We start from the raw sequence: 12,529 nt of genomic DNA, 5'->3' as shown, positions 1-12,529 counted from the left end.
CGACCGACAAGGACCCTTCGTGAGCCGCACCATTCTCGACGTGCACATCCTCCAGACCGTTCCGCCCAGCAACCTGAACAGGGATGACACCGGATCGCCGAAATCCGCGGTGTACGGGGGCGTCCGGCGTTCCCGTGTGTCCAGCCAGGCGTGGAAGCGGGCCACCCGGACGGCGTTCCGGGACCTCCTCGACCCCGCCGAACTGGGCGTGCGCACCCGGAAGGTGGCCGAGGCGCTGGCCGAGCGGATCATCGCCCAGGACGAGACACTGAGCGACCAGAGGGAGAAGGTGCTCGCCTTCGCCGCGGACACGGTCGTCGCGGCGACCGGCACCAAGGTCGAGGCTCCCAAGCGCAAGGAGAGTGCGGCCAAGAGCGCGGCCAGGAACGGGGAGGAAGGCCCTGAGCCGGCACCGGAGTCCTCCTACCTCCTGTTCTTGAGCGCCCGTCAGATCGACTCCCTTGCCGGCCTCGCGGTCGAAGGGCTGCGGTCGGGCGAGCAGGCCAAGGAGTTCTTCAAGAACAAGGAGAGGAAGGCCAAGGCCAAGGCTCTCGCCAACAGCAGCCACTCCGTCGACATCGCGCTCTTCGGGCGGATGGTCGCGGACACCACCGACATCAATGTGGACGCGGCCGCCCAGGTCGCTCACGCGATCGGGGTGCATGCGGTGGAGACCGAGTCCGACTACTTCACCGCTGTCGATGACCGAAATGCCTCCGGCGAGTCCGGGGCCGGAATGATCGGCACCGTCGACTTCAACTCGAGCACCCTCTACCGCTACGCCGCGGTCGATGTGGACCGGCTGTACGACAACCTCGGAGCGGGTTCGAACGACGGGAGCCGCGCGACCGAGCCGGTACGCAGGGCCGTCGAGGCGTTCCTGGAGGGCTTCATCACCTCCCTCCCCACCGGCAAGATCAACACATTCGGCAACCACACCCTCCCCGACGCCGTCGTGGTGAAGCTGCGGACGTCCCGCCCGATCAGCTTCGCCGGGGCCTTCGAGGCGCCCGTGGTCGCGAAGGGCACGGGGGGCCATGTCGAGGAGGCGTGCGCGGCGCTCGCCTCGTACGTTCCCGGTGTCGAGGCGGCGTACGGAGCCGAGAAGGACACGAGCACGTGGGTCGTGCGGGTCGGATCAGCCACGGACGCGCTGGCGGGCCTGGGTACCGAGGTCACCCTGCCTCAGCTCGTCGAGTCGGTGGGTGCGGCTGTCGGAGACCGGCTGGGAGGCGTCTGAATGAGCGTCCTGACCCTCCGGCTCGCCGGTCCGCTCCAGGCCTGGGGCTCTTCGGCCCGTTTCTCGCGCCGCACCACGGATTCGGCGCCCACCAAGAGCGGAGTGGTCGGCCTCCTGGCGGCAGCGCTCGGACGCCCCAGAGACGGTGACCTCTCCGACCTGGCCGCGTTGCGCTTCGGCGTACGCATCGACCAGCCGGGCACCCGCATCCGGGACTTCCAGACCGCGCACCACGACGACACGGGCAAGTCCATGCCGGTGTCCGAACGCTTCTACCTTGCGGACGCAGTGTTCGTCGCTGGGCTTGAGGGCGATGAGGACCTGCTCGTACGACTGCTCGCTGCCGTACGCCATCCCGTCTTCCTGCCCTTCCTCGGCCGGAGGTCATGCCCGCCGAGCCGCAACATCGATCTGGGGCTGCATCCCGGAGCGGAGCTAGCCGCGACGCTGGCCGCCCACGAGTGGCAGGCGTCCGACTGGTACTGCCGGCGACGGCGCAAGGACGAGTCCGTCGACCTCACCGTGCTCCTGGAAACCGGGCCCGACGACGACGGTGCGGAGGGGCCGGGTGATGCGGTACGGGATCAGCCGATCAGCTTCGACCCGCGTCATCGGCGGTACGGGCTGCGAGGCGTGGTCGCGCGAACGGTGACGGTGCCCAACCCCCGTGCCGACCGGAGGAACGAGCGGACAGCCCTCGCCTCGCACGATGTGGTGGGCCACCTCACTCCGCTGGACAGGGACGGTGCCTGACATGTACCTCACGCGCTTTCGCTTCAACGCGGCGAGGACCGGTGCCCGGCGGCTGCTGACGTCACCACAGATGCTGCACGCGGCGGTGATGTCCTCCTTCCCCGACGCACCCCCCACACCCGACGGGGGACCGCGGGTGCTCTGGCGGATCGACTACAACTCGGCGGCCGAGGTGCTGCTGTACGTCACCAGCCCGGCCAGGCCGGATCTGACACATCTGGTGGAGCAGGCGGGCTGGCCGACGGCGGAGCCCCAGGGCTGGTCGACGTACGACTACGCCACCTTCCTGACCGGACTGTCCGCCGACAGTGTCTGGGCGTTCCGGCTTACGGCCAACCCGGTGCACAGCATCCGTCGCAAGGAGGGTGAGCCGACGAAACGCACCGCGCACCGGACTCCCCGCTACCAGATCGAGTGGCTGCTCAAGCAGCAGGACCGCGGCGGCTTTGCCATTGTGGAGAAGGCGCCGGAGGCCCGTCGCCTGGAGCGGGGGGATGAGTACGAGCTGGCGGTGGGCGGGGCCCGGGGGCTGTCATTCAGCAAGAACAGTGCTTCGTCCGTCATGAACGGTTCCCCGTTCGGCATGAACAGTTCCCCGTTCGGCAATAGCAGTGCCTCGTCCGTTAAGGACAGTTCCGCGAATAGGGGCAGCTCCGGCAGTAGGGGCAGTTCCGCGACGGCGGGCAGGAATGCCGTACGGATCGCCGCCGTGACCTACCAGGGCCGGCTGCGGGTGACCGACCCCGAGGTCTTCCGCCTGAGGCTGGCGTCCGGACTGGGTAAGGCGAAGGCCTACGGCTGCGGGCTGATGACCCTTGCTCCCGTGGTGTGAGGACGGACCATGACCTCTTCGTCGCTGGGAGCTCGCAAGCTCTCGTCACCGCGTGAACTGAGCAGGGTGGGGGACCGGCTGTCCTTCGTCTATCTGGAGCGGTGCGTCGTGCACCGCGACGCGCACGCCATCACCGCCGAGGACGCGGAGGGCACGAGGCACATTCCGTCGGCGACCATCGGAACACTCCTCCTCGGCCCCGGAACCCGCATCACCCATCAGGCCATGAGCGTCCTCGGCGAATGCGGAGCGGGCGTGGTCTGGGTCGGTGAACACGGAGTCCGCTTCTACGCGGGCGGGCGTGCCCTCACCCGCTCCTCCGTCCTGGTGCAGGCTCAAGCCACCGCGTGGGCGAACCAACGCCGACGCCTGGCGGTCGCCCGCGACATGTACCGGCTGCGCTTCCCGGACGAGGACCCGGCCCGCCTGACCCGCCACGAACTGCTCGGGCACGAGGGCACGCGCGTCAAAGCCTGCTACCGCAAGGAGGCTGCCCGCACCGGCGTCCCCTGGCACGGCCGTCACTACACTCCGGGCGACTTCGCATCCGGCGACGCGCCCAACCAGGCGATCACCGCGGCGGCCCAGTGCATGTACGGCATCGCCCACGCCGTCGTGGCCGCTCTCGGATGCGCTCCGGGCCTCGGGTTCGTCCACTCCGGCCATGAGCTGTCCTTCGTGCTGGACATAGCCGACCTCTACAAGACAGAAATCGGCATCCCGTTCGCGTTCGACGCCGCGGCCGAGGGCCCTGAAGACATCGGCCCCCGAACCCGGCGCGCCTTGCGGGACGCCGCGAACCGTACAGGCCTGATGGACCGCGTGGTCACCGACATCAAGCACCTCCTCGGGGCCGGGAGCGGTTCTGGAACCGGTGCTGATGCAGATGCAGGCGACGAAGAATCACGAGATCAGGTGATGCTTCAGTCGGACGGTGGAACGGAGCTCAGTGCCGGGCGTAATTACGATGAGGGCGTCATCTGGTGACGGTCATTGTCCTCACCAACTGTCCGATGGCCCTGCGCGGATTCCTCACGCGCTGGCTTCTGGAGATTTCCCCGGGCGTCTTCATCGGCGGCCCCTCCACGCGTGTGCGCCAGGCACTGTGGGCGGAGGTCAGGCAGTATTCGGGCCAAGGGCGAGCGCTCCTTGCGTACAGCGACAACAGCGAGCAGGGGTACGCCTTCGAGACCCACGACCACAAGTGGCACCCGGTGGATCACGAGGGCCTCACGTTGATCCTCCGCCCGAAGGACAGACCGCCGCCCGCTCTGTCCCCACCCACCAAGGGCTGGAGCAAGGCCGCGAAGCGGCGTCGGTTCGGGGGGTCTTGAGGGCGGCGAGACGTCTGCGTCGCTGAGGTTGATCGAACCGAGTCACACCACTGCCATCCCCGCTGCCCGCGCCCGTCAATGCCCGAAGCGGTGGCGGCCCCCGAAGGTGACGTGAGAGGTGAAATGTCCGAGTTGCTGAAGCTGCTTGAGTTCAGCCAGTCCGTCGGATAAACCCGCAGGTCACGGAGTCTGCTCCCCGCGCGTGCGGGGATGAACCCGACAGGAGGCGGCCCGATGGTTGCGGACATGACTGCTCCCCGCGCGTGCGGGGATGAACCCTTCATGACCACCCCGAGTGACCCGCCCACCGTCTGCTCCCCGCGCGTGCGGGGATGAACCCCCATAGACAATGCCAAAGAGTGTCGACATAGACTGCTCCCCGCGCGTGCGGGGATGAACCTGGCGTCGCCCACGCCCTCGACAACCGAATCGACTGCTCCCCGCGCGTGCGGGGATGAACCCCGACGGGTTGGCCACCAGTGCCCAGTTGGAAGACTGCTCCCCGCGCGTGCGGGGATGAACCCGTTGCACCGCTGCCGCAGATCCCCAGCCTCATCTGCTCCCCGCGCGTGCGGGGATGAACCCCGTAGAGGCTGCGGCTCCCGGCACCCGCACCCCTGCTCCCCGCGCGTGCGGGGATGAACCCCTCTGGTCGCTTGCCCTTGCCACAGCAGCAGTCTGCTCCCCGCGCGTGCGGGGATGAACCCGAGGGCCGGAGCAACTCGGCGCCCTGGAAGGCCTGCTCCCCGCGCGTGCGGGGATGAACCCTGAGGAGGCACGGGCCGCGGAGATCTCGACTCCTGCTCCCCGCGCGTGCGGGGATGAACCCGCGGTGGGGATCGGTGTCCGGCGGCTGAGCCGCTGCTCCCCGCGCGTGCGGGGATGAACCCTCGACCGTGGCCCCGGCCGGGAGCGGGTAGCCCTGCTCCCCGCGCGTGCGGGGATGAACCCAGCCCACCGCCATGGGCCGGTTTCACGAGGCACTGCTCCCCGCGCGTGCGGGGATGAACCCCCCTCGCCATGCCGGCCGAGCTCACCGGCGACCTGCTCCCCGCGCGTGCGGGGATGAACCCCTCATCGCCGCACACCTCTGGGGCAAGTCATACTGCTCCCCGCGCGTGCGGGGATGAACCCCTTCGATCTTCGAATCGTGGGGGGCGACCCGCCTGCTCCCCGCGCGTGCGGGGATGAACCCTACGACGTCCCCGGGGACGATCTCCCCAACTACTGCTCCCCGCGCGTGCGGGGATGAACCCCCCACGACGTCGCTCCCGGCCGACGCGATCACCTGCTCCCCGCGCGTGCGGGGATGAACCCATCACCGTGGGTGCTGACACGTCCGAGGCGGACTGCTCCCCGCGCGTGCGGGGATGAACCCTCGCTCGTGATCGCAACGACGGACGGGACGCGCTGCTCCCCGCGCGTGCGGGGATGAACCCGACGTCGCCCCCGCGGGCCCGATCTTCATGGACTGCTCCCCGCGCGTGCGGGGATGAACCCTCGAGCGGCAGGCCCATGTCGTGCTGGAGGAACTGCTCCCCGCGCGTGCGGGGATGAACCCAGCCTCACCGCCCGGCAACAGCAACGGCTCCTCTGCTCCCCGCGCGTGCGGGGATGAACCCGCCTTCGAGGTGCTGGCCGCCGAGCCCGAGATCTGCTCCCCGCGCGTGCGGGGATGAACCCGAGGTGCTGCCCGTTGAGCAGGCGGTGGCGAACTGCTCCCCGCGCGTGCGGGGATGAACCCACCATCTCGGTCGTCGACCTCGAACTGAACACCTGCTCCCCGGGCGTGCGGGGATGAACCCGTCTTGCCCGACCCGCCGGCCCGCTCCACCACCTGCTCCCCGCGAACGCGGGGATGAACCAGAAGCACCAACCTGCTCAGGTGAGTAGGTTGGCTGCTCTCTCCGCGCGCGCCGGGCCACTCGGCTCGGCGCCGTCGCGTCCGTACAGGCAGGCAGACCCCCGGACCGCTCCGGCCGGCCTCGCGGTGTCGGGGGACAGACGCCCAGGTGCCCGAAGGCGAACACCCACGACGCCCACGCGCCCCAGGCAGACGCGCGCGTGTCCGGACGGTTATCCCCAACCGTCCGGACACGCGCGGGTGTTGCTGTCGGAGGCGGACGTCAGTCCGTGACCTCGATCTTGCCGTTCTGGGGGGTCGAGGCCGCGGTGGCCGTTTCCGGCTGGGCCGGGATCTCCGACTTCGGGGTGGCGCCCCTGAGGTTCTTGAGCAGGGCGGTGAGGTCGACGCCCGTGGTGGAGCTGAGGAGCTCCATGCCCTGGGCGACGTTGTCCGTGACGGTGCGGGACAGCTGGCTCGCGCCGTCCGTCGAGATCACGGTCAGCTTGTCGATGGCGCTCAGCGGCTCGGACGCCTTGGCGACGACCTGCGGGAGTACCTCGACGAGCATCTGGAGCACGGCCGCGTCGCCGTACTGGGCGAAGGCGTCCGCCTTCTTCTGCATGGCCTCGGCCTCGGCCGAACCCCTCGCGGCGATGGCGGCGCCCTCGGCCTCGCCCTCGATGCGTACGGCGTCGGCGAGTGCGGAGCGGTGCAGCTTCTCGCCCTCACCGGTCAGGCGGGAGCGCTCGGCTTCCGCCTCGGCCTCCTTGACCTGGGCGATACGGCGGGCCTCGGCCTCCTGCTCGGCCTGGTAGCGGGCGGCGTCGGCGGGCTTGCGGACCTTGGTGTCGAGTTCGCGGTCCGTCAGCGCGGCCTGGCGCTCGGCGACCTTCTCCTGCTCCTGGAGGACTTCCTGCTGGCGGGCGGCCTCGGCGAGGGGACCGGCGGCGTTCGCCTTGGCGGCGGCGGCCTCCGTCTCGGCCTTGATCTCGGCCTGCTTGAGGTAGAACGTCCGCTCGGCGATGGCGATCTCCTCGGCCGCCTTCAGCCGGGCCTGCTCGGAGGCGCGGCGGGCGATCGCCTCGGCGATGTCCGCCTCCTGCTTGGCGCGGGCGGCCTCGGGGCGGCCGAGGTCCTCCAGGTAGGAGCCCTCGGTGGTGATGTCCTGGATCTGGAAGGCGTCCAGGATCAGGCCCTGGCCGGACAGGCTGGCCTCGGCCTCCTCCGCCACCTGGCCGGCGAACGCGGCCCGGTCGCGGATGATGTCCTCGACCGACATCCGGCCGACGATGGCACGCAGTGCGCCGGAGAGCACTTCCTGGGTGAAGCCGACGATGCCGTTCTGCTGTTGCAGGAAGCGCTGGGCGGCGGCCCGGATCGCGTCCTCGCTGCCGCCGACCTTGACGATCGCGACGCCTTCCAGGTTGGACTTCACACCGCGCAGCGTGACGGCTCCGCGCACGGCGATCGGGATGTGCCGGCTGGACAGGTCCAGGGTGAACTTCTGCTGGACGAACGGGACGACGAAGACGCCGCCGCCGACGACGACCTTCTGGCCGCTGTTGTCGATGCTGGCGCGTCCGGTCACCGGGTCGACGGACTTCTTGCCGCGACGGCCGGTGATGATGAACGCCTCGCTGGGCCCGGCCACCTTGTAGCGGGTGATGACCACGAGGGCCAGCAGGACGAGGAGTACGACGACTCCGACGATGGCGATCAGTACTGGACTCATAAGGGTGTCCCCCTCTGCCTCCCGTCGGGGACGGCAGTTCTGTTGCGAGCGGTGGTGGGGCGGCCGGTGTGCCGGCTCAGCGTTCGACGGGGCGGACCGAGACCGAGGTGGTCGAGAGCGTGGCCTCGACCCAGATCTCGGTGCCGCGTGCGACCGGCACCGGGCTCTTGGCCGACAGCTTCACGACATGACCCCCCAGCCGCAGCAGTACCTCTCCGTAGCCGTCGGCCGGGATGGCCGTGACCACGGAGCCGGCCGAGCCGACGAGATCCGAGTCCCGCGGCGTGGCGCTGGTCTGGTCCCGCATCAGCGCCTGGCTGAACTTCCAGGTCAGCCAGGCGGCGACCAGGCCGGCGAGGACGCCGGCCCCGACGGCTGCGAACGTACCGACGCCGGTCGTGCCGAGCACGATGGCGCCGCCGAAACCGAGCATCGAGACGAATCCGGCGATCACCGGCAGGGAGAGCAGACCGTCGAAGAGGCCGTCCAGCACGCCTCCGAAGAGGCCTTCGAGTATTCCGTCGAAGATCAGGGACAGTGCGAGCAGCACGATTCCCGCAATGCCGAGACCGAGAAACAAGGTCACGTGATCACCCCTCCCGGTCTGCGGAATCCCCCGAACATTTCCGTCGAACTGGCTGGATGGTCCCATACATACCGGTCCGGCGACACTGCCGGGTTCCGGCAGTGTTCTAGGCGCTCTGGATGCCGGAGAGGTGGCCCGCCAGTGTGTCCAGTGACTGGAACGTGGCCCCGAGGAGCGCCACGTGCTTCCAGCGCAGCACTCCTTCGGCGTCGATGAGGAACACGGCCCGGCGTACGCCGATGCCCGGCGCCGCGACCCCGTACGCCCGGGCGATCTCGCGGCCGGTGTCCGCCAGCAGCGGCATCCGCAGGCTGTGGGCGCGGGCGAAGGACTCGTGGCTGTCCACATCCTGGGGGCTGATCCCCCAGACCTCGGCGTCGAGGCCCTCGAAGGTCTCCATGCCGGAGGAGTACGAGCAGAGCTGCTTGGTGCACACGGCCGTGTTGTCGCCGGGGTAGAAGGCCAGGACCACGGCCCGGCCGCGGGCGGCGGAGAGCGTGTAGTCGCGGCGTTCGAACGTGTCACCGTCGAGCGCCCCGCCCGCGAGGGTGAAGTCCTGGACGGTACTGCCGAGTTGCGGTGAAGATCCCATGACGTGTCCTTCGGTGTCCGGCGCTGCGACGGTGGTGGTGCCCCTGCTCCGTACAGCATGCTCGGTACCGCTCCACCCATCCGCACCGGAGGTACGCATGACACGACGACGACCGCCCGAGTCGGCGGTACTCCTGCTGCACGGCGGACGGGAGACGGGGGCCGGGGCGCCGCCGCCCGGACCGTTCAACCTGCCCGCGGTGCGGATGCGTCCGTTCGCGCACGCGCTGGGGCGGGCGCTGCCGGGGGACGTCCTGGTGCGCGCCGTGCGGTACGGGCACCGGGGCTGGAACGGGTCCCGCGCGGACCCGCTGCACGACGCCGTGCGCGCCCTGGACGAGCTGAGGCGGGAGGCGGGGGAGATTCCGGTGGTGCTGGTGGGGCACTCGATGGGCGGCCGCGCCGCACTGAACGCCGCCGGGCACCCGCTGGTACGGGGTGTGGTCGGCCTCGCCCCGTGGTGCCCGGACGGGGACCCGGTCGAGCAGCTCGCCGGGCGCGACGTCGTCCTCGTGCACAGCACCCGCGACCGTGTCACCAGCCCGGAGGCCTCCCGCACGCTCACCGCACGGGCGCGCCGGGCCGGGGCCCGTACCTGTCTGGTCACCGTGCACGGCAGCGGCCACGCGATGCTCCGCCGCGCCCCCGCCTGGCACCGGCTGACCACGGCCCTGGTCACCGGGCTGCTGGGGCGGGCCCCGCTCCCCGGCCCCGTCGCCGACGCCCTGCTGCTGCCGCCGGGGGCCCCGGCCGGGGACGGGACCGTCGATCTGGACCGGCTGCGGGCCGACGGCGTGGCGAGCGGGGCGGCGCCTCCGGTCCGTCCGCGCTGATCGGCGGCGGGCCGTCTGGGGATGCGGGGGCGGTGCGGGCAGCCGACGATGAAGGGCCGGGCAGTCGGGCGGCCCGCGCCCCGCTCCAGGAGGTTGCCTTGCAGGCCGATGAGTACGCCGGCGGTCCGCCGCCGCTCGACACCATGGCGCTCGCGGCCCTGATCGGCGGCACCACGGCCGGGGTGGGGGTCCTCGACACCAAGCTGCGCTACCTCTACGTGAACCCGGCCCTCGAACGGCTCAACGGCATCCCGGCCGCCGAGCACCTGGGCCGTACGGTCGCCGAGGTGCTCCCCGAGATCGACGCCCGCGAGGACCTGATGCTGGCGGTGCTCTCCGACGGCCGGTCCCGCGAGATCACCTCCAGCGGCCGGACCCCCGCCGCGTCCGGCGCCGCCCGGCGCTACTGGCACGGCGCGTACCACCGGCTGGAGGTGGACGGCCGGGTGGTGGGCGTCGCGGGCATCCTGCTGGAGGTCATGGCCTCCGACGAGGAGCAGCGCCAGCTGGCCCAGGCCCGCCGCCATCTGAGCCTCCTGGACAGCGCGAACACCCGCATCGGCACCACGCTCGACATGGACACGACCTGCGCCGAGCTGGTCGGCCTCGTCGTACCGGGGCTCGCCGACCTCGCCACGGTCGAGGTCTTCCCGCCGGACGTCGCCCCGCCGGTGCGTCCCGCCCCGCCCGGGGTGACCCGGCTGAGACGGGCGGCGCTCACGGCGGTGCCGGGGCTGCGCGAGCGACTCGCGCCCTTCGGAGTGGCCGGCGACTACGTCGACTACCAGGAGGACGCGGCCGCGACGCGCTGTCTGGCCACCAACCAGCCGGTCGTCGAGAACCTCACGGGCGACGAGCGGCTGGGCCGGCTGGCGCCCTCCCCCGAACGGGTCGCCGTCTACCGGTCCCTCGGGATGCACTCGGCGGTCGTCGTGCCGGTCTCCGTGCGCGGCGGGCCGATCGGTGTCCTGGGCCTGGTCAGGGCGGGGAACTCGCCGACCTTCACGGAGCAGGACGTGGTGGTGGCCCGGGAGCTCGCCGGACGGGCCGCCGTCGACCTCGACCACGCCCGCCGATTCACCCATGAGCACACCATCGCCCTGGAGCTCCAGCGCTCCCTGCTCTCCGAACCGCACCCGCCGCACCCGCACATCGAGGTCGCCACCCGCTATCTGCCGGCCGACCGGAGCGTGCTGGTGGGCGGTGACTGGTTCGACATCATCCCGCTGCGCGACGGACGGCACCTGAAGGCGATGGGCGATGTGATGGGGCACGGGGTGGAGGCGGCCGTCGCGATGAGCCACTACCGCTCGCTGCTGCGGCTGCTCGCCGACGAGGAGCTGCCGCCGCACCGCATCCTGCGACAGCTCGACCGGATGGTGGAGCGGTCCGGTCTCGACCGGGCGGCGACGTGTCTGCTCGCGGTGGTCGACCGGGCCGGCGGGATGTGCCAGGTGTCGAGCGCGGGTCACCTGCCGCCGGTCTTCATCGAGCCCGGGGCGGGGGGCACCCGGCTGGCGGAGGTGGCGGCGGGGCCGCCGCTCGGCACCGGGTTCGGCGGCTACCGGACGACGCGGGTGCGGTGCGCCCCGGGCACCGTGCTGTTCATGTACACCGACGGCCTGGTGGAGCGACGCGGCGAGGACATCGACGTGTCCGTCGGCCGGCTCCGGGACCTGAGGCTGCCGGCGAGCGGGAATCTGGAGGAGCTGCTCGACGAGGTGCTCGACCGTTTCGGTCCGGGTGCGGAGGACGACATCGCGGTGATGGCCTCGCGGGCTCTTTCCGGGCCCGCCGTGGGTGGGCCCGGAAAGGGGTGAGGCCGGGGGCGCCGACGACCCGGCAGGGTGTCAGCCAGTGGCGGAGCCACGGCCACCGGAACCCGCTACGAGGCGGTCAGCCCAGTTCGAGGCTGGTGATACCGAACAGCCCGGTGTGATCGACGTCCGGCGCCGGCCCGGTGTACATGCGGGCCGTCTCGAACGACGGGGTGAGCCCGAGCTGTCCGGCGAGCCGTACCGCGGCCGGGTTGACGTCGGGTACGTCCACCGCGACCGGGGCCGACGGATCGGTGGCCGCGAGCGCGCTCACCAGGGCGGCGGCCGTCTCCGGCGTGGCCGCGTACAGCGGGCCGATGCGCGAGGACGTACGGCAGGCGCGCATGACGGCGAGCCCCTCCACCTCCCCCTCGCGCAGCGCGACGAGCGCGGTGCGGCCGGGAGCGGTGGTCCAGGCCGCCAGGAAGCCGTCGCGCTCCGCCGGGAAGAACCGGCGGTCGTACGCGGTGACCTGGCCGAAGGGCAGGGTGCGGGCGTCGGCCAGGGTGACGCCGGGCGGCGGTGCGAGGTCCACCGGCACCAGTCCCTCGTACCGCATGTTCGTCCAGACCGGGCGGAAGCCGGATCTGCGGTAGTTGGCCTGCTGCTCGACCACCCCGTCGAGGCCGGTGTTCCGCCCGTCCAGCCGGGCCGTCCCGGTGGCCCAGAGCCGGCTGCCGTAGCCCTGGCCGCGCAGTTCCGGGCGGGTGAGGTAGAAGCCCAGGAAGCCGTGGTCCGCGCCGTAGCGGATCACGGAGACGCAGGAGACGGGCACACCGTCGAGCCTGCCGATCAGGAAGCCGCAGGGGTCGGCGGCGAAGAAGGCCTGGCCGTCGGTCAGGCCCGGGTTCCAGCCCTCTGCGTGGGCCCAGTCCGCCATCATCCTGATGTCGTCCGCGCTTGCTGTGGTGATCTCGAATGTCGGCACGGAACCACCCATACCCGGGCGCCGGCCGTTCCACGAC

Annotated in this window: 11 protein-coding genes and 1 CRISPR repeat array; of the genes, 7 read left to right on the top strand and 4 right to left on the bottom strand. The window is 71.3% G+C overall.

Features of this window, described 5'->3' with window-relative positions; translation table 11 throughout:
* The first annotated feature begins 19 nt into the window (after positions 1-19).
* From cas7e to cas2e, 5 genes are read left to right on the top strand one after another with little or no spacing between them, the layout of a single operon-like run.
* Positions 20-1,240: a type I-E CRISPR-associated protein Cas7/Cse4/CasC gene (gene cas7e / locus ACIO3R_RS22255; protein WP_402108055.1), complete on the top strand. Its 1,221-nt coding sequence runs from the start codon at positions 20-22 to the stop codon at positions 1,238-1,240.
* A complete protein-coding gene (cas5e, locus tag ACIO3R_RS22250) occupies positions 1,241-1,993 on the top strand; it encodes a type I-E CRISPR-associated protein Cas5/CasD (protein ID WP_402108053.1) in 753 nt (250 codons plus the stop codon).
* Between the two features lies 1 nt (position 1,994).
* On the top strand, positions 1,995-2,825 hold the full coding sequence (gene cas6e, locus ACIO3R_RS22245) for a type I-E CRISPR-associated protein Cas6/Cse3/CasE (protein ID WP_402108050.1): 831 nt from the start codon (positions 1,995-1,997) through the stop codon (positions 2,823-2,825).
* A gap of 9 nt (positions 2,826-2,834) precedes the next feature.
* Positions 2,835-3,812 carry a type I-E CRISPR-associated endonuclease Cas1e gene (cas1e, locus tag ACIO3R_RS22240; protein ID WP_402108047.1) on the top strand — a complete coding sequence of 326 codons (978 nt, stop codon included), beginning with the start codon at positions 2,835-2,837 and terminating at the stop codon, positions 3,810-3,812.
* A complete protein-coding gene (gene cas2e / locus ACIO3R_RS22235) occupies positions 3,809-4,159 on the top strand; it encodes a type I-E CRISPR-associated endoribonuclease Cas2e (RefSeq protein ID WP_385029951.1) in 351 nt (116 codons plus the stop codon). Before cas1e ends, cas2e begins: the two co-directional genes overlap by 4 nt.
* Positions 4,160-4,348: 189 nt before the next feature.
* Positions 4,349-6,025: a CRISPR direct-repeat array (repeat unit 29 nt; unit sequence CTGCTCCCCGCGCGTGCGGGGATGAACCC).
* A 260-nt stretch (positions 6,026-6,285) separates the two neighbouring features.
* Here cas2e and ACIO3R_RS22230 read toward each other — a convergent pair.
* From ACIO3R_RS22230 to ACIO3R_RS22220, 3 genes are all read right to left on the bottom strand, one after another.
* Entirely contained in the window at positions 6,286-7,737 is a 1,452-nt protein-coding gene (locus ACIO3R_RS22230) for a flotillin family protein (protein WP_385029954.1), read from the bottom strand.
* Between the two features lie 76 nt (positions 7,738-7,813).
* Positions 7,814-8,323, bottom strand: coding sequence for a hypothetical protein (locus ACIO3R_RS22225; RefSeq protein WP_363021145.1), 510 nt, complete (start codon positions 8,321-8,323; stop codon positions 7,814-7,816).
* 106 nt (positions 8,324-8,429) lie between these two features.
* A complete protein-coding gene (locus ACIO3R_RS22220; RefSeq protein ID WP_385029957.1) occupies positions 8,430-8,915 on the bottom strand; it encodes a peroxiredoxin in 486 nt (161 codons plus the stop codon).
* A gap of 97 nt (positions 8,916-9,012) precedes the next feature.
* Between ACIO3R_RS22220 and ACIO3R_RS22215 the strand changes: the two genes are divergently transcribed.
* Entirely contained in the window at positions 9,013-9,747 is a 735-nt protein-coding gene (locus ACIO3R_RS22215; RefSeq protein WP_385029960.1) for an alpha/beta hydrolase, read from the top strand.
* Positions 9,748-9,890: 143 nt separating this feature from the next.
* Positions 9,891-11,567, top strand: coding sequence for a SpoIIE family protein phosphatase (locus ACIO3R_RS22210; protein ID WP_402108402.1), 1,677 nt, complete (start codon positions 9,891-9,893; stop codon positions 11,565-11,567).
* A gap of 76 nt (positions 11,568-11,643) precedes the next feature.
* Here the strand turns inward: ACIO3R_RS22210 and ACIO3R_RS22205 are convergent, their stop codons facing one another.
* Positions 11,644-12,492: a GNAT family N-acetyltransferase gene (locus ACIO3R_RS22205; protein WP_402108041.1), complete on the bottom strand. Its 849-nt coding sequence runs from the start codon at positions 12,490-12,492 to the stop codon at positions 11,644-11,646.
* Positions 12,493-12,529 lie beyond the last annotated feature (37 nt).

The sequence above is a fragment of the Streptomyces sp. NPDC087428 genome, assembly GCF_044744085.1.
Taxonomy (GTDB): domain Bacteria; phylum Actinomycetota; class Actinomycetes; order Streptomycetales; family Streptomycetaceae; genus Streptomyces.
The sequence above is the reverse complement of the archived record's forward strand: the minus strand, read 5'-3'. Positions and strand labels throughout refer to the sequence as shown.

What these genes read in the sequence shown, in the direction of transcription:
- ACIO3R_RS22230 (WP_385029954.1), bottom strand. Translation starts at nt 7,737, where the DNA reads ATGAGTCCAGTACTGATCGCCATCGTCGGAGTCGTCGTACTCCTCGTC.
- cas5e (WP_402108053.1), top strand. Translation starts at nt 1,241, where the DNA reads ATGAGCGTCCTGACCCTCCGGCTCGCCGGTCCGCTCCAGGCCTGGGGC.
- ACIO3R_RS22215 (WP_385029960.1), top strand. Translation starts at nt 9,013, where the DNA reads ATGACACGACGACGACCGCCCGAGTCGGCGGTACTCCTGCTGCACGGC.
- cas1e (WP_402108047.1), top strand. Translation starts at nt 2,835, where the DNA reads ATGACCTCTTCGTCGCTGGGAGCTCGCAAGCTCTCGTCACCGCGTGAA.
- ACIO3R_RS22210 (WP_402108402.1), top strand. Translation starts at nt 9,891, where the DNA reads ATGGCGCTCGCGGCCCTGATCGGCGGCACCACGGCCGGGGTGGGGGTC.
- cas6e (WP_402108050.1), top strand. Translation starts at nt 1,995, where the DNA reads ATGTACCTCACGCGCTTTCGCTTCAACGCGGCGAGGACCGGTGCCCGG.
- ACIO3R_RS22220 (WP_385029957.1), bottom strand. Translation starts at nt 8,915, where the DNA reads ATGGGATCTTCACCGCAACTCGGCAGTACCGTCCAGGACTTCACCCTC.